The sequence below is a fragment of the Photobacterium lipolyticum genome (assembly GCF_003026475.1).
GTDB lineage: Bacteria > Pseudomonadota > Gammaproteobacteria > Enterobacterales > Vibrionaceae > Photobacterium > Photobacterium lipolyticum.
In genome coordinates this window covers 41,246-57,244 of sequence record NZ_PYMC01000016.1, presented here as the reverse complement: position 1 = coordinate 57,244, position 15,999 = coordinate 41,246, and the positions used below count along the sequence as shown (strand labels likewise).

The window sequence follows — 15,999 nt, the reverse complement described above, 5'->3', positions numbered from 1 at the left end:
GGGACTGAACGGTGGCGGGTTGTCTTTTAAGATCAGTACACCATAAACCAAGGTGATGCGGCTTGTAAAAAATTCACAGGCCGCACGGAATGATCAGGCTGCTGGTAACGCTTTTCGGCTCCGGCGATGGCTCTTAATGCCATCGAAGCTGAACAGTACCAATGCTGCCCAGATAAAGACAAAGGTCATGCCGTTATCTAAGGTAAAAGGCTCGTCATAGATCAACACTGCCAGTAAAAACATCAAACTTGGACCGATGTATTGAAAAAAGCCTAAGGTGGACAGTTTCAGTTTGGTCGCCGCACCGGTAAAACAGAGCAGTGGTAAGGTGGTGACAATGCCTGCCGCCATTAGCAGCAGATTCAGGTTTAACGGGTTGTCGGCAAAGTTAGCGGTCGGGCTGTCGGTGATCAGCAGAATGTAAATGGCCGCCAGCGGTAACAAGACACAGGTTTCGAGAAATAACCCGGTCTGGGCATCCAGATTAATCTTCTTACGCAGCAAGCCATAACAGCCGAAACTACCGGCTAGCGCCAGGGCAATCCAGGGCAGTGAGCCAAATTGGATCAGTTGGACGGCGACCCCGCAGGCGGCCAGAGCCACCGCAACCCATTGCAATGAGCGCAGGCGTTCACCTAAAAACAGCATCCCTAAAATGACATTGAATAAGGGATTAATGAAGTAGCCTAAACTGGCATCCAGCATGTAGTTGTTATTAACCGCCCAGATGAAGATCAGCCAGTTAGTCCCCACTAACAATGCAGTAGCCGTCAGCATGATGAGGGTTTTAGGCTGACGGAAAATCGCTCGTATCTTGCCCCAGCCTTTGCTGATATAAATCAAACCCGCCAGAAAGAAAAAAGACCAAATGACCCGGTGACTGAGAATTTCTAGCGCACTGACCTGTTGTAACGCTTTGAAATATATCGGGGCGATCCCCCACATGGTGTAGGCGGCTAGGGCAAGGATCACACCGCGTTGGGTTTTTTTGGCTTGTTCTTCCATGATTATCCCGTTGGTTATTTTATAAATTCAGGTTGATTGGCGTATCTTGGCCAAAACGAATGCGTAAGTAGTATAAAGGGGGGGCCAAAAATGACTACTTCTTTTCTGCGGGCTGTTTTGATGATTCCCCACATCCCGCTAATGACAGCAATGGCTCGGGTTTTTATGCGGCTGACAGCACGTTGAGTCGTTCACTGAAGATCGCATCTTGAGGTGGTTTGGGTATAGAATAGCTCGCCCCGATATCAAAAGAGTCGTTCTATGTCATCTAGCAGCACCGCGGTTTGTCAGTCAGTACCGTTACCATCCAGTGAGCAAGTCTTGCAGGATGTCTTTGGTTATCAGTCATTCCGGGTTGGCCAGCAGGAAGTCATAGAAGCGGTTGCCGATGGCCAGGATTGCTTAGTGATCATGCCAACCGGCGGTGGCAAGTCACTGTGTTACCAGATCCCTGCGTTGATGCTGCCAGGCATCACACTGGTGATATCGCCATTGATTTCATTAATGAAAGATCAGGTCGATCAGCTTAATGCCAACGGGGTGGCAGCGGCATACCTGAACTCGACAATGTCGCGAGAGGCGATGATGGAGACCTATCGCGCCATGCGTGAAGGGGAGCTGAAGCTGGTTTATGTCTCGCCGGAACGGGTGTTAATGCGGGACTTTATCGACCGTCTGTATGAGATGCCACTGAGCATGGTCGCGGTGGATGAAGCGCATTGTATTTCCCAGTGGGGCCATGATTTCCGCCCTGAATATGCGGCGCTGGGTACGCTGAAGCAGCATTTTGACAATTTGCCGATCATGGCGCTGACGGCCACCGCCGACGACACGACCCGCAGTGATATTACTAGCCGCCTTGGCTTAGTTCACCCCCATTCTTACCTTGGCAGCTTTGATCGTCCGAATATTCGTTACACCTTGTTGGAAAAGCACAAGCCATTGGCACAGCTGACGCGTTATCTGAGCGGGGTACGCGGTCAGTGTGGCATCGTCTACTGCAATAGCCGGAAGCGGGTCGAGCAAATTACCGAAAAGCTGTGTGACAACGGTATTCGTGCGGCAGCGTATCATGCAGGGCTGGATCATGAAGAACGGGGCCGGGTGCAGGAAAGTTTTCAGCGTGATGATATTCATATTGTCGTTGCGACGGTCGCTTTCGGGATGGGTATTAATAAACCCAATGTCCGCTTTGTTGTGCACTACGATATCCCGCGTAATATTGAATCCTATTATCAGGAAACGGGGAGAGCCGGACGAGATGGCCTGCCTGCGGAAGCGGTCATGTTCTACGATCCGTCGGATCTTGCCTGGTTGCGCCGTTGCCTGGATGAAAAGGAAGAAGGGCCGCAAAAGCAGGTCGAAAGCCATAAACTCAATGCGATGGGCGCGTTTGCCGAAGCGCAAACCTGTCGTCGTCAGGTATTGCTGAACTATTTTGGCGAATATCGCGAAGAGCCTTGCGGCAATTGCGATATTTGTCTTGATCCGCCAAAGCAGTTTGATGCCGTTGAAGTGGCGCAAAAGGCGCTGTCATGTGTTTATCGGGTCAATCAGAGCTTTGGTATCGGTTATGTGGTGGAAGTACTGCGCGGGATGCAAAACCAGCGTATTCGCGAACATGGCCACGATAAACTCACCACTTATGGGATCGGTCGCGAGCACAGCCATGAGTATTGGGTCAGTATTTTACGTCAGCTGATCCACCGCGGTTTTCTCAACCAGAATATTTTGCGTAGCTCGACGCTGCAACTGACCGAAAAAGCCCGTTCGGTGTTAAGAGCGGAAATTGAACTTGAACTGGCGGTTCCGCGCCTGGATGTTGCCGCGCGCAGTGCCAAAAGCGATAAGATGGCCAATCGCCACTATGATAAGGCGTTGTTTGCCAAGTTGCGTAAATTGCGAAAAACCATCGCCGATGAAGATGATCTGCCACCCTACGTGGTGTTCAATGATGCCAGCCTGATGGAAATGGCGGAAATGCTGCCGACATCTCAAGGTGAAATGCTGGCGGTGAATGGCGTCGGTCATCGTAAGCTGGAAAAATACGGTAATGCCTTCCTGGGTGTGATCGAAGCGCACCTGATGGCCGCTCTCAACGACCGATAAAATATGTCGGACTCGTAAACTCCGGCAATAATGCGTTGCAGAAGGAATGAAAATGATAGCGTTACAGTCTGCCTCCGGCGAATTTTTCTTTACCCGCGCATTGGATTTGGTCCATAGCCGCCTGCTGCTATCGGGTCCTGAATTTGATTTTGATACCTTTCCTGAGATTGCCGAGTTGTTGTTAACACGTATTGATGCCTGTCTGATTGAGCGGGAGCTGAATGCTGACTTGCATCTCTGGCTGATCGATTTTGAAGGTAGCCGATTGATGCTGAAAGGGGAGCACTACTCTGGCGCATTATGGCTGGAAGCCTTGTCACCGGCCGATAGCGATACCCTCTCTTTCATTGCCAGCCTTCTGCCACAACAACCTGATCTGATGGGCTGAAAGCCGCGACAGATGTTTAGCTGCTGGTCGTCGCCATAAACAGAGTATATAATCGCCGCCTTCGGTCACTGCGGTGTGGTATGAGAGCCAGACAGTGGTGGTATTTTGGGTTCCCTCTCCCCCAATGACAAAAAGGTCTGATTATGACTAGATCTCAATTTACTTCAGTACAACAGCGTAAAGCCCTTTCTTTTCTGGTTCTGTTTCACCTGCTGATCATTGCCTCCAGTAATTATCTGGTGCAGCTGCCGTTTACGGTTTTTGGTTTTCACACCACCTGGGGAGCGTTTACCTTCCCGTTTATTTTCCTGGCAACAGACTTAACCGTACGTATTTTTGGTGCCGTTATGGCGCGTAAGATCATCTTCCGGGTGATGGCACCGTCACTGGCTATCTCATACGGCTTGTCAGTGCTGTTCTATCAGGGGGAATATCAGGGGATCGCCCACTTAGGTGAGTTCAATCTGTTTGTTGCGCGCATTGCGATTGCCAGTTTCATGGCTTATTTGCTGGGTCAGATCCTCGATGTATCGGTATTCAACCGCTTGCGCCAGATGAAACAGTGGTGGGTAGCACCGACCTGCTCGACTATTCTTGGTAATGCACTCGATACGATCGCGTTCTTTGCGATTGCGTTTTATAACAGCCCAGATCCGTTCATGGCGGCAAACTGGACCGAAATTGCGCTGGTGGATTACACCTTTAAGCTGATCATTAGTCTGGGCTTGTTCGTACCGGTATATGGTGTGTTGCTGAACTACTTAATAAAGCGCTTAACAACGATCAAACCGAAGCCTGAGACCCCTCAAGAGGTGCTCTGACAAGATAGTGTTAAGGTGCGTCGTCTGCAATTAAAGATGGAAATGAGAGTTATTATCAAAAATTGCTTGCAACCCAAATGAGAATGGTTATTATTAACCTGCTTTCGGGCAAGAGGGGAAAGACAAGACCGCTTGTTTTGAAGGCACGACATTGCTCACATTGCTTCCAGTGTACTTCAGCAACGGTTGATTGTTTTTAGTGTAGGGCTGAAAACAAAAGCACCACTTCTGCTGAGCGGCGCCTGCTTAATGATTCCTCAGAACTTAAGTAGCGCCGCCTTTTCTTTGCTTATGCTAACCGTACCAGCTCTTTTACCAGCTTATTGATCCCGCTTGCCGCTTCAGAAAGATTGCTTGCCAGCATATATGCCGGGGTCGTCAGTAACCGGCGTTTCTGATCAAGGACAAAGTCATTAACCGGACAGTTGATATGCTCTCCCCCCATTTCATTAAATGTCTTTGCTATCTCAGCATCATTACCGATGGTCCCTTTTGCCCCCGAACCGTAAATGGCTGGAATTAAGGCTGGGGATATACACAAGTAACCCGCCGGTTTTTCTTCCAGCGCGAAAGCCTGACAGGCCTTTTTGACATCGGGGTTGAGCTCACAATCTGCGCCCTTGAAGGCAAAGTCAGACAGGTTTTTTGCCGCCCCAAAGCCACCGGGAATGAGCAATGCGTCAAAATCACGCGCATTTAAGTTGGCGACATCTTTAATGTTGCCGCGGGCGATCCGCGCAGCTTCGACGAGCACATTACGGGTTTCTGTGGTCGCCTCTCCCGTTAAATGGTTGATGACATGGTATTGATCAATGTTGGGAGCGAAGCACTGCCAGCTGGCTCCTTCTTGTTCAATTGCCAGCAGAGACAATACGGCTTCGTGGATTTCAGTTCCGTCGAAAACGCCAGAACCGCTTAAAATTACCGCAATTTTCTTCATTTTGGCCTCCTTCCTAGTCATTTTTGTCGTTTGTTACTCTCAGATATTCTTATTTCAGATCGGTCTGTTAACTTTTTCCACAATTAATGATCATTTTAGGATCGAGGATCACTTTTTGCTTTCTCGTGCAAGATGTTGATATTTATTGTTTTATTTTTAGTTTGTTAGTTTTTCCTTATTATTGATCAATTCAGTAAAATTAAATACTAACAAAGTTATCCACAGATAATCGGCGGCAGGTGGAAAACATCAGTTAACACTTGCAGGCTCTCATGGCATTCTAGTAGCTCATTGACAAATTTTGCTATTTTCAGCGTTGAATGAAGTAAAATCTGTGTGATGAAGTACTTCTACTTAACTCTTTCGTCCCCGGATATAAGAATACCTTTATGGCAACTATCCCAGAAAACCCACTGATCCTGATTGATGGATCGTCTTATCTTTATCGTGCTTATCATGCTGCTCCCAACTTTACTAATTCTGACGGTGAGCCAACAGGTGCGGTCTATGGTGTTGTTAATATGCTGCGTAGTATGTTACGTCAGTTTTCTACCGAGCATGTGGCGGTGATCTTTGACGCCAAAGGCAAGACTTTTCGTGATGATATGTACCCGGAATATAAGGCGCATCGCCCACCAATGCCGGATGATCTCAGAAGTCAGATTGAACCTCTGCATGCGGTGATCAAGGCTATGGGGTTGCCGCTGATCTCGATATCCGGGGTAGAAGCCGATGATGTGATTGGAACGTTAGCTGCCCAGGCATCGAAGGCTGGCATGCCAGTACTGATCAGTACTGGCGATAAAGATATGGCTCAGCTGGTTGACGAGCATGTCACATTGATCAACACCATGACAGATGTGGTGATGGATCCTGCCGGGGTTGTGGATAAATTCGGGATCGGCCCGGAGCTGATCATCGATTATCTCGCGCTGATGGGCGATAAGGTCGACAACATTCCGGGTGTGCCGGGAGTCGGAGAGAAAACAGCGAAGGCCTTATTAACCGGTATTGGTGGTATTGATGATCTTTATGCCAACTTAGAGGCGATTCCGGCGTTAGGCTTCCGTGGCTCGAAAACCATGGCAAAGAAGTTGGAAGACAATAAAGAAGCCGCTTACATGTCTTATCAGCTGGCAACGATTAAACTGGATGTTGAGCTAGATACGGCGCCGCAAGATCTGCGTAAAGGCGAGCCTGATACCGATGCGCTAACAAGTCTATTCGGTAAGTTACAGTTCCGCCGCTGGTTAGAAGAAATGCTGGATGGCGGTGATGGCAAAATTGTTGCTAACGAAAAGGCAGCAAAGTCGGCGGCAGAGAAAAAAGTGGTGGCCCCAACCATTGATCGCAGTGGCTATGAAACCGTGTTAGACGAAGCCGGTTTTAACGGTTGGCTTGAAAAACTCCAAGCTGCAGAGGTGGTCGCTTTTGATACCGAAACCGATGGCCTGGATTACATGACCGCGAATCTGGTGGGTGTGTCGTTTGCTGTTGAAGAAGGCAAAGCGGCATATGTACCGGTCGCCCATGACTATTTAGATGCCCCCGAGCAGCTGGATCGCGACTGGGTATTGGCTCAGCTTAAGCCATTGCTGGAGGATCCGGAACAGGCGAAAGTCGGCCAGAACCTGAAATTTGATGCCAGTATTCTTGCGCGTTACGACATTGAGATGCAGGGGATTAAATATGACACCATGCTGGAGTCATACGTGTTCAACAGTGTAGTCGGGCGCCATGATATGGACAGCCTGGCCCTGCGCTACCTAGAGCACAAAAATATCAGCTTTGAAGACATTGCCGGCAAGGGTAAAAAGCAGCTGACGTTTAACCAAATCGATTTGGAAGAGGCGGGTCCGTACGCGGCGGAAGATGCCGACATAACCCTTCGTCTGCACAACCAGCTGATTGCCAAAATCGAAGCTGATCCAAAACTGAAGTCGGTCTTCGAAGACATCGAAATGCCGTTGGTGCCGGTACTGTCACGTATTGAACGTACTGGGGTCTTGATTGACAGTATGCTGTTGAGCGCGCAATCGTCTGAAATTGCGGTGCGTCTGGATGAACTGGAAAAGCAAACGTATGAGATTGCCGGGCAAGAATTTAATTTAAGTTCCCCCAAACAGCTACAAGCGATATTGTTTGAAAAAATGGGCTTGCCTGTTTTAAAGAAAACCCCATCAGGTGCCGCTTCAACCAATGAAGAAGTGTTGCAAGAATTGGCCTTGGACTACCCGTTACCGAAATTGCTTTTGGAATACCGTGGGTTGGCAAAACTGAAGTCGACCTACACCGATAAACTGCCGAAGATGGAAAACCCAGCAACAGGTCGGGTGCATACATCTTACCATCAGGCAGTCACGGCGACGGGCCGCTTGTCATCGAGCGATCCAAACCTGCAGAACATCCCGGTACGTAACGAAGAAGGACGGCGTATTCGTCAGGCCTTCATTGCACCGACGGGGTATAAAATTCTGGCTGTCGATTATTCTCAAATTGAACTGCGGATCATGGCACACCTATCAGGTGATAAAGCCCTGCTGGACGCCTTTAACCATGGTAAAGACATTCACGCGGCCACCGCGGCTGAAATATTGAACCTGCCAATCGAATCAGTGAGCACCGAGCAGCGTCGTCGTGCCAAAGCGATCAACTTCGGTCTGATCTATGGCATGAGTGCGTTCGGCCTGGCGAAGCAGCTGGGAATGGGACGTAACGAAGCGCAAGACTACATGAATGTGTATTTCGAGCGTTACCCGGGGGTGCTGGAATATATGGAAAGTACCCGCACGGCAGCGAGTGAGCAAGGTTTTGTTGAAACCTTATTCGGTCGTCGCTTATATCTGCCAGACATTAAGTCACGCAATGGTCTGCGCCGCAAAGCCGCAGAACGTGCAGCCATCAATGCGCCAATGCAGGGCACGGCCGCTGATATTATTAAACGCGCGATGATATTGGTGGATCAGTGGATTTTGCAACAGGATGCGGATCGTGTACGTATGTTAATGCAAGTACATGACGAACTTGTCTTTGAAGTACAGGAATCTGAACTGGAATCTGTATCGCAGGAAGTGCGCCGCCTGATGGAATCCGCTGCCGAACTGGCGGTACCGCTGATTGCTGACGCAGGGTTCGGCGACAACTGGGATCAGGCCCACTAAGGGTTTTAAGTTTGTTCACCGGTAAATAAAATAGGAAAGCCGACATTGTGTCGGCTTTTTTTTCACATTAAATAAATGCTCACTAAATTACCTTCCTTAAAATTTAGTTACGAATGCGTGAAAAAAAACTACAACTTTTACTTTTCTTATCTGCTCAATTGATATACAGTTATCTGCGTAGGGTACAGAGGTAAGATGTTCTATCTTTCAGACCTTTTGTTTCACGTTATTGGATTTGGCTGATTCAGCCGCCCTGGTCGTTTGACCAGGGCGTTTTTTATTTCAGCGCCCCAAAAAACTCCTTTCTGTTCTATTTCTAATTTTTCAATCAATCTAGCTGCTGATGTGGCGGACCTTCGCTATCTCAATCTTGGCCTTTGTCTTCATTTTCGCCTTGGGATTGGTTGCTTTATAGCCGAACTGCTGGTGTTAAGCTTGATTTATGCCGGTTTTCCGGTCTGTGACGATATTGAGAGAGCCAATCTATTGAGTATCTGCATTTTTATTGATCTGGGTTTAGAGTAATTACTTTAAATTTAGGCTGGAGGAGTTATACTGTATTAGCTTCTTGTTCATATTTGTTATTGGTAGCGGGTTTATAGACCGGCTAGTCTGCAAATACTTGAAATAGCCATCCATTTTGTTGTGGGTGGCTTTTTTTTGTCGGTGAGAAAGTGATGTAATTAAATTCCATAAACGTTGGCAGTTGAAGGTGGAAAAAGTCACTTAATTTTCGGTGGAAAATAATCAACTAAAAATTGGTTGGTAAACCATTAAATCGTGGATTTAAGTGGGGATATTGCGGAGAAAACGCGATTATAAGCGGTGAAAGAATCAACAAAAACGGCATAAAGCACTTGCGTTGGGTGGGAAAATCATTGATGCTTTCTGGACAAAAATAAAAAAACCTCCTATTTCTCTCCCGTTGCCCCACCTGGAAGGTGGGGAATTTTTATGGCCCTGTCCTTAGCGCCATAATCAACTGAAAAGCGTTAATGATTATTCATTATTATCGCTTACCGCCGCATCTGTGTCTGTATTGCCATGTTCTGCTGCTGCGAGCATTTGCTGACGTTCAAGTTCAGGTGCAAACCATGAATCCAGTTTGCGACGCACCTGATCAAGTCCAATCCCCTTCAGTGAAGAGAACAACTCGATTTGTACATCACCACCAAAAGACTTTGCGGATTCGCGTACTTTTAGTAATTGTGATTTACGTGCACCACTTTTCATTTTGTCCGCTTTAGTTAACAGCACCAAAACCGGAAGGCGGCTTTCGATCGCCCAGAAAATCATTTGCTGGTCGAGGTCTTTCATTGGATGGCGGATATCCATTAATACCACCAAGCCTTGCAGGCATTCACGTTTTTGCAGGTATTCACCCAGCGCTTTTTGCCATTTAATCTTCATTTCTAATGGCACTTGAGCAAAACCGTAGCCCGGTAAATCGATTAGGTTACACCCTTGAGTTACCTCAAACATGTTAATTAATTGTGTCCGCCCAGGGGTTTTCGATGTACGCGCTAAGCCTTTCTGATCGGTAATGCGGTTCAGTGCGCTTGACTTTCCTGCATTGGAGCGGCCAGCAAATGCGATCTCAACGCCTGTGTCTTGGGGCAAGTGGCGAATATCGGGTGCACTTGTGATGAAGCCTGTATTTCTGTAGTTGAGAGGTTGATTCACTGTTAACTCCGTCAAGTCTTCATGTAGTCGACTGATTACTTTTATGTGAAATTGTGTAAAATGTAGCAAACCGTGCTCGGTTTGTGGTCGCATTGTATACCATGTTACTGAGCATTACTTGTGGTACTGGAAGCTCTATAATCATAAACGGAATGTCATGAAGAAATTAGCACTGATATTGACTCTTCTTGCCAGTTGCTCAGCCTGGGCCCAGGGAGATGCAGAAGCTGGAAAAGCGAAAGCTGCGGTATGTGTCGCTTGCCACGGCGCCGATGGTAATAGCATGATTGCGCAATATCCTAAAATTGCTGGTCAGCACTCTGGCTATCTTGAAAAGCAGCTCAAGGAATTCAAGCTAGCGATGTCTACGGGTGGTAAGCAAGGCCGTAACGATCCGGTGATGGGCGGTATGGCAATGCCGTTGTCTGAGCAGGACATGGCAGATTTAGCCGCTTATTTTTCAACATTATCTATCTCGGATAACACCACGCCTGAATCATCAGTAGCCGTTGGCCAGCAGCTTTATCGGTTTGGTGATCCTGAACGCGGCATCGCAGCCTGTACTGCCTGCCATGGCCCTCGCGGGAATGGCACCAGCCTGTCGGGTTTCCCGAAAATTTCGGGTCAGCACGCTGAATACGTGAAAATTCAACTTGAGAAATTCCGCTCCGCTCAGCGTAATAATGATATGAACGAGATGATGCGCTCGGTCGCGGCAAAACTGTCAGATGATGAAATCACCTCTCTATCCCAATATGTGGGTGGTCTACACTAAGTGCTCACATTGCAGTGTTGAAATTTAAAAGGCAGCTTTCCGCTGCCTTTTTGCTACTTGTCCCGCGCCAAAGCGAGGCTAAAGGAACTGTTTATGATTAGGCGTAGTTGTAGGCAGCATTAAATGCAAGTTAGCAACAAAAAGATCAGGACAAATAGTGGGAAATCGATAAATGCTGAGCCGCATGTAAGAGATCTGCCATTCGTGATGGCGAATGTTGATGAAAGAAGATCAGGGTTTGGTTATCAATGTTCGATGGATCAGCCTCTTAGCCATATTGAAATAATATTACAGGAAAGAGGCGTATGTCAGCTACCTTGTATGCCAACGGAATCAGGGTAGAGTATGGCTTGTCGACAGGGAGAACGGCGGGGGGATCGGAAAGCGCCAGGATGGCATGGACATGAAGCCCGAACTAGCCACAAGGATGGTGATTTCAGTTGTCAGGACGATAACGCGCTTAATGGATAAGCCGGTTAAGGATAAACCGCATTAACACGGAGTGTGGCACGGAAGACGAAAATTCATCAGGGAGATGAAGAACCATAAGTCTTGCAAGGAAAGCACTAATAACAAAAGGATTGTTGTCAAACCGGGATGTTTTTTCACTGGTCAGGGACAGACTAGACAGGATTTAAAGCCAATCGATGGCTGCTCCATAGAGCGACAGGTGGATACCTGTCGCTTTTTTCTTTATTGGCTTTCTGTTATGTTTCGGCTTCATTTTCCGGAGGCAGTACGATGCAGACATGCCCGCTATGCAATGGCCATTCGGCCAGTGATTTTTCTCAAGATAAACGTCGTGCATATTTTCGCTGTGAAGATTGCGCATTTATCTTTGCAGATCCGGCGTCTCGACTGCCACCCGAAGAAGAAAAAACCGTTTACGATCAACATGAAAATAATCCGAATGACGAAGGTTACCGCCGTTTCCTCAATCGTCTTGCCGCGCCGTTAGCCCTGCGGGTCGGTGATAAACCGGGCGAAGGGCTGGATTTCGGGAGCGGTCCCGGCCCGACATTATCCCTAATGTTGACAGAGATGGGGTATAATATGGCGATATACGACCCATATTTTGCTCATACTCCTTCGGTATTAGAAAAACAATATGATTTTGTTACTTGTACCGAGGCTATTGAACATTTTTACACGCCTGCGAAGGAATGGGGGCTACTGCTTAGCATGGTAAAACCTGGCGGATGGCTGGGGATCATGACGAAGTTAGTAATTAATACCGATGCCTTTGCGCAATGGTATTACAAAAACGACCCAACCCATGTGAGCTTCTTCAGCCAGGAAACTTTCCGTTATTTAGCGGAACGTGACGGTCTGGAAGTCGAGTTTGTTGGAACAGATGTAATTTTGCTGAGGAAAACCCAGTAATGACCCGTAAGAAAAGAAGTCGCACCGTAGGATCTGAAGGTCCTGCTGTATACCGCGAAAAATCGACCTCACAAATTGATATTGAAGCGCGTAAAAGCCAGAAAGAGAAGAAGCGTAAAGGCTTGAAATCAGGAAGCCGCCATTCGGCTGGCCAGGATTCAGCGAATCGCGCAAATGGTCAAAAGAAAGATCCGCGTCTGGGCAGTAAAAAGCCGGTACCGTTAGTCGTTGACGCGAAACCAACAACCAAGAAAGAGCGACGCCTGAGTGCAGAGCAAGAGCTGGCTATGTTGGAAAATGATGCGCAATTGATGGTCCTGCTCGACCGTATCGATGCGGGCGAAAAACTCGGCTCAGGCTTGCAGAAGCAAGTTGATCAGAAGTTAGACCGTATCGAACACCTGATGGGACGCTTAGGCCTGCTTGAAGAAGAGACGCCTGACGTTATCGAAGAAGCACCGGTACGCAAGGGGGCAAGAACTGATGAAGACTTACTTGATCAGTTTGAGAACATGGATTTAGACTCATTCGATAAGGAGTAACCGTTGCAGGATATGACGCTTTGGTTAGGTTTGGCCGGTACAGTTATTGCCGGGCTAGCCATTTATGCGGGGTCTTTGTTGTTTAAGTTGTATCAGCAACATCAACGCCAGAAAGCATTTCTGGAGCGAGCGAAGCTTCAACAGGCGGAAAAAATAAAACAACGCAATGCCCATATTATGGAAAGCGTGTTTATTATTGCCAACGCGGGTAAGCAAGAACAGTGTGATATGTCAGAAATTACCATTCGCTTATATAAGCTGATGGAAGTCTTGCAAGCGGAGCAGCACATTGACTTTGCATGTAAATACCCTGCGATGTTTGAGCTTTATCAGGTGGTAAGAGAGATGCCGCGTGGTGATGACCGTCAAACGATACAGAAAAAAGAGCGCATGAAGCTCGATCTGCAGCGGATGAAAGCGGAAGCTCGCCTGCAAGAAACCATTAAGCTTGAGCTGGAAGATATCCTGTCAATGAAAGCTGAATAACCTGAGGCATAAGCCGCGGGTTATAAACGACTACCTGGGTCGACCCGATCCAGGTGGCATTTCTGTCACCATTAACGAGCAAGTAGTCTACATCTTTATCAAGCTGTGGCACACTTGACGATCGTTTATCTCCCCCCACAACTACAAATAGCGGAAGTATGTCATGTCAAATGAGCAGATTATTTGGGATCAGGTACTGATAGAAAAATACAACTATTCAGGCCCCCGTTATACCTCATATCCGACCGCCCTTGAGTTTCATGAGGCATTTACGCCGGCGGAATTTGATATGGCTTGTGCGCAGTATCCTGAGCGCAAACTTTCACTGTATGTGCATATCCCGTTCTGCCATAAGCTTTGTTATTACTGTGGTTGTAATAAGATTATTACCCGCCATCAGCATAAAGCTGATCAGTACCTTGATGTGTTAGAACAGGAAATTCGTCAGCGCGCCACGCTGCTTGGTGATCGGCAGGTCAGTCAGCTTCACTGGGGGGGCGGTACACCCACATTCCTGACTAAGCCACAAATCAGTCGTTTGATGGGGTTGTTGCGTGATCAGTTCAACTTTGCCCCGGATGCAGAAATCAGTATTGAAGTTGATCCGCGTGAAATCGAATTGGATGTGCTGGATCTTCTTCGTGCTGAAGGCTTTAATCGCCTTAGTATCGGGGTGCAGGACTTTAATAAAGAAGTGCAGAAACTGGTTAACCGTGAGCAAGATGAAGAGTTCATTTTTGCCATGGTACAGCGTGCCAAAGAATTAGGTTTCTGTTCAACGAATCTCGATTTGATTTATGGCCTGCCAACGCAGAACCGTGAGCGGTTTGCTAAAACCTTAGAGCAGGTACTGACGATGAAGCCGGGCCGTTTGTCTGTCTTTAACTATGCCCATATGCCAGCCCTTTTTTCTGCCCAGCGTAAGCTTAAAGATGAGCTGCTGCCGAGTGCAAATGAAAAACTGGGGATCTTGCAAGACACCATCAGTACCTTAACCGAGGCCGGTTACCAGTTTATCGGAATGGACCATTTTGCCTTACCGAATGATGAATTAGCCGTTGCCCAACGCAACGGTATTTTGCACCGTAACTTCCAAGGCTATACCACCCAGGGTGACTGTGATTTACTGGGGATGGGCGTTTCTGCTATTTCGATGATTGGTGATTGCTACGCGCAGAACCAGAAAGAGCTGAAGGCTTACTATGCGGATGTGAACAATAAACATCAGGCACTGTGGAAAGGGGTGTCGCTTGATGCGGATGATTTGCTACGCCGGGAAGTGATCAAAGCCCTGATTTGTAATTTCCAACTTGATATGACCGTGATTGAAGAGCGTTTTGATCTGAACTTTAAAGAATATTTTGCTGAAGATCTGAAGTTATTGCAAACGTTCATCACTGATGGGTTGGTCACGGTCGATGAGCGTGTTATTCAGGTTGAATTAAAAGGACGTTTGCTGATCCGTAATATCTGCATGTGCTTCGATAAATACCTGCGTGATCGTGCCCGTCAGCAGCAGTTCTCGCGGGTGATTTAAGTACCGTCTTTCAATCTACTGATAACAAAAAGCCGCTTGATTCAATCAGCGGCTTTTCATTTGGTACTGATAGTGAATAATCAGTTCACATGGTTTGGAGCACCTTGATCTAGCGATTGGCCGCTTTCAGTTTAAGGGCCTGTTTCTCAGCATCAGACAGGAATGCAAGCTCAAGACCATTGATTTGCGCCTGGCGAATCTGCTCCTGGCTCAGGCCAACTTTCGGTGCAGCCACTTCATATTCATACGGTAATTCAATCCCCTCAACTGCCGGATCATCGGTGTTCAGGCATGCCAGAATACCGTGGTCGAGGAATTGTTTAATTGGGTGAGATTCAAAAGACTCAACGGTACTGGTCTGGATATTAGACGTCAGACATGACTCGATACCGATTTTATGTTCGGCTAGGTAGTCCATCAGTTTAGGATCGTGAACCGCTTTCACGCCATGGCCAATACGTACAGCACCGAGTTCCCGGATTGCCTGCCACATGCTTTCCGGCCCAGCGGCTTCACCCGCATGAACGGTAACGCGCAGATCAGCATCTCGTACTTGTTTGAAATGGCTGACAAAGCGATCGCCTGGCTGGCCTAGCTCATCACCGGCAAGATCGATAGCAACCAGTTTATCTTTCTGGCTTAGTAGCGCATCCAGCTCTTGCTGGCAGGCTTGCTGGCCAAACGTGCGGCTCATGATACCAATCAGATTGGCTTTGACATCAAAGTCACGACAGCCGGCAGCCACACCGTCAACGATCGCTTCTACCACACCGGCGACGGGCAAGTTGTGCTTCATGGCCATGTAGTAGGGGGAAAAACGCAGTTCAGCATAGTCAATCTGGGCATTCAGTGCATCTTCGACATTTTCATAGGCGACGCGGCGGCACGCATCAAGATCACCCAGTACCGCAACTCCCCAATCAAGCTTCGACAGGAAAGCCATTAAGCTCGGTTCAGCTTCGACGATCTGAACATGAGGGCGCAGCCCTTCAACATCGGTCGCTGGCAGTGCCATACCGAATTTCTGACCAAGTTCTAAAATAGTCTGAATGCGGATGTTGCCATCAAGATGGCGGTGAAGATCGGTTAAAGGAAGGTGCTTAGTGATCATAATTATTGGTGCCCCTATAGAAACTGGTGCGTCAGTATACGCAAAGAACAAATTACAA

14 protein-coding genes are annotated in these 15,999 nt (G+C 47.8%); 10 read left to right on the top strand and 4 right to left on the bottom strand.

Translation table 11 applies throughout. The annotated features are described in order from the left end of the window. Positions 1–93: 93 nt before the first annotated feature. On the bottom strand, positions 94–1,005 hold the full coding sequence (gene rarD / locus C9I89_RS18115) for an EamA family transporter RarD (RefSeq protein ID WP_107284727.1): 912 nt from the start codon (positions 1,003–1,005) through the stop codon (positions 94–96). 261 nt (positions 1,006–1,266) lie between these two features. On the opposite strand from rarD, the gene recQ reads away from it, so the two are divergent. From recQ to C9I89_RS18100, 3 genes are all read left to right on the top strand, one after another. After that, positions 1,267–3,114, top strand: coding sequence for an ATP-dependent DNA helicase RecQ (gene recQ / locus C9I89_RS18110; protein ID WP_107284726.1), 1,848 nt, complete (start codon positions 1,267–1,269; stop codon positions 3,112–3,114). Between the two features lie 52 nt (positions 3,115–3,166). Continuing rightward, a complete protein-coding gene (locus C9I89_RS18105; RefSeq protein ID WP_107284725.1) occupies positions 3,167–3,502 on the top strand; it encodes a DUF3630 family protein in 336 nt (111 codons plus the stop codon). Positions 3,503–3,645: 143 nt separating this feature from the next. After that, positions 3,646–4,323 (top strand): 7-cyano-7-deazaguanine/7-aminomethyl-7-deazaguanine transporter, encoded by a 678-nt coding sequence (locus C9I89_RS18100; protein ID WP_107284724.1) that lies wholly within the window; start codon positions 3,646–3,648, stop codon positions 4,321–4,323. 289 nt (positions 4,324–4,612) lie between these two features. Here the strand turns inward: C9I89_RS18100 and elbB are convergent, their stop codons facing one another. After that, positions 4,613–5,263 (bottom strand): isoprenoid biosynthesis glyoxalase ElbB, encoded by a 651-nt coding sequence (gene elbB, locus C9I89_RS18095; protein ID WP_107284723.1) that lies wholly within the window; start codon positions 5,261–5,263, stop codon positions 4,613–4,615. Positions 5,264–5,652: 389 nt separating this feature from the next. On the opposite strand from elbB, the gene polA reads away from it, so the two are divergent. Then, complete coding sequence (gene polA, locus C9I89_RS18090) at positions 5,653–8,424, top strand: DNA polymerase I (protein WP_107284722.1); 2,772 nt, start codon at positions 5,653–5,655, stop codon at positions 8,422–8,424. A gap of 195 nt (positions 8,425–8,619) precedes the next feature. Continuing rightward, positions 8,620–8,667, top strand: a complete 48-nt coding sequence (spfP, locus tag C9I89_RS23115; protein WP_438616993.1) for a small protein SpfP — start codon at positions 8,620–8,622, stop codon at positions 8,665–8,667. 756 nt (positions 8,668–9,423) lie between these two features. On the opposite strand, the gene yihA is transcribed toward spfP, so the two are convergent. Continuing rightward, positions 9,424–10,107 carry a ribosome biogenesis GTP-binding protein YihA/YsxC gene (gene yihA, locus C9I89_RS18085; protein ID WP_107284721.1) on the bottom strand — a complete coding sequence of 228 codons (684 nt, stop codon included), beginning with the start codon at positions 10,105–10,107 and terminating at the stop codon, positions 9,424–9,426. A 157-nt stretch (positions 10,108–10,264) separates the two neighbouring features. Here yihA and C9I89_RS18080 point away from each other — a divergent pair, with 157 nt between their 5' ends. From C9I89_RS18080 to hemN, 5 genes are all read left to right on the top strand, one after another. Further along, positions 10,265–10,882 carry a c-type cytochrome gene (locus C9I89_RS18080; RefSeq protein WP_107284720.1) on the top strand — a complete coding sequence of 206 codons (618 nt, stop codon included), beginning with the start codon at positions 10,265–10,267 and terminating at the stop codon, positions 10,880–10,882. Between the two features lie 741 nt (positions 10,883–11,623). Then, positions 11,624–12,265, top strand: coding sequence for a class I SAM-dependent methyltransferase (locus tag C9I89_RS18075; RefSeq protein WP_107284719.1), 642 nt, complete (start codon positions 11,624–11,626; stop codon positions 12,263–12,265). Further along, a complete protein-coding gene (gene yihI / locus C9I89_RS18070; RefSeq protein ID WP_107284718.1) occupies positions 12,265–12,807 on the top strand; it encodes a Der GTPase-activating protein YihI in 543 nt (180 codons plus the stop codon). The genes C9I89_RS18075 and yihI overlap by 1 nt, the downstream gene beginning before the upstream one ends. 12 nt (positions 12,808–12,819) lie before the next feature. Next, positions 12,820–13,293, top strand: a complete 474-nt coding sequence (locus C9I89_RS18065) for a DUF2489 domain-containing protein (protein ID WP_107284717.1) — start codon at positions 12,820–12,822, stop codon at positions 13,291–13,293. Positions 13,294–13,456: 163 nt separating this feature from the next. Continuing rightward, positions 13,457–14,830: an oxygen-independent coproporphyrinogen III oxidase gene (gene hemN, locus C9I89_RS18060; protein ID WP_107284716.1), complete on the top strand. Its 1,374-nt coding sequence runs from the start codon at positions 13,457–13,459 to the stop codon at positions 14,828–14,830. Positions 14,831–14,939: 109 nt separating this feature from the next. Here the strand turns inward: hemN and add are convergent, their stop codons facing one another. Then, positions 14,940–15,941 carry an adenosine deaminase gene (add, locus tag C9I89_RS18055; protein WP_107284715.1) on the bottom strand — a complete coding sequence of 334 codons (1,002 nt, stop codon included), beginning with the start codon at positions 15,939–15,941 and terminating at the stop codon, positions 14,940–14,942. Between the last annotated feature and the right edge of the window lie 58 nt (positions 15,942–15,999).

What these genes read in the sequence shown, in the direction of transcription:
- rarD (WP_107284727.1), bottom strand. Translation starts at nt 1,005, where the DNA reads ATGGAAGAACAAGCCAAAAAAACCCAACGCGGTGTGATCCTTGCCCTA.
- recQ (WP_107284726.1), top strand. Translation starts at nt 1,267, where the DNA reads ATGTCATCTAGCAGCACCGCGGTTTGTCAGTCAGTACCGTTACCATCC.
- C9I89_RS18105 (WP_107284725.1), top strand. Translation starts at nt 3,167, where the DNA reads ATGATAGCGTTACAGTCTGCCTCCGGCGAATTTTTCTTTACCCGCGCA.
- C9I89_RS18100 (WP_107284724.1), top strand. Translation starts at nt 3,646, where the DNA reads ATGACTAGATCTCAATTTACTTCAGTACAACAGCGTAAAGCCCTTTCT.
- elbB (WP_107284723.1), bottom strand. Translation starts at nt 5,263, where the DNA reads ATGAAGAAAATTGCGGTAATTTTAAGCGGTTCTGGCGTTTTCGACGGA.
- polA (WP_107284722.1), top strand. Translation starts at nt 5,653, where the DNA reads ATGGCAACTATCCCAGAAAACCCACTGATCCTGATTGATGGATCGTCT.
- C9I89_RS18080 (WP_107284720.1), top strand. Translation starts at nt 10,265, where the DNA reads ATGAAGAAATTAGCACTGATATTGACTCTTCTTGCCAGTTGCTCAGCC.
- C9I89_RS18075 (WP_107284719.1), top strand. Translation starts at nt 11,624, where the DNA reads ATGCAGACATGCCCGCTATGCAATGGCCATTCGGCCAGTGATTTTTCT.
- yihI (WP_107284718.1), top strand. Translation starts at nt 12,265, where the DNA reads ATGACCCGTAAGAAAAGAAGTCGCACCGTAGGATCTGAAGGTCCTGCT.
- C9I89_RS18065 (WP_107284717.1), top strand. Translation starts at nt 12,820, where the DNA reads ATGACGCTTTGGTTAGGTTTGGCCGGTACAGTTATTGCCGGGCTAGCC.
- hemN (WP_107284716.1), top strand. Translation starts at nt 13,457, where the DNA reads ATGTCAAATGAGCAGATTATTTGGGATCAGGTACTGATAGAAAAATAC.
- add (WP_107284715.1), bottom strand. Translation starts at nt 15,941, where the DNA reads ATGATCACTAAGCACCTTCCTTTAACCGATCTTCACCGCCATCTTGAT.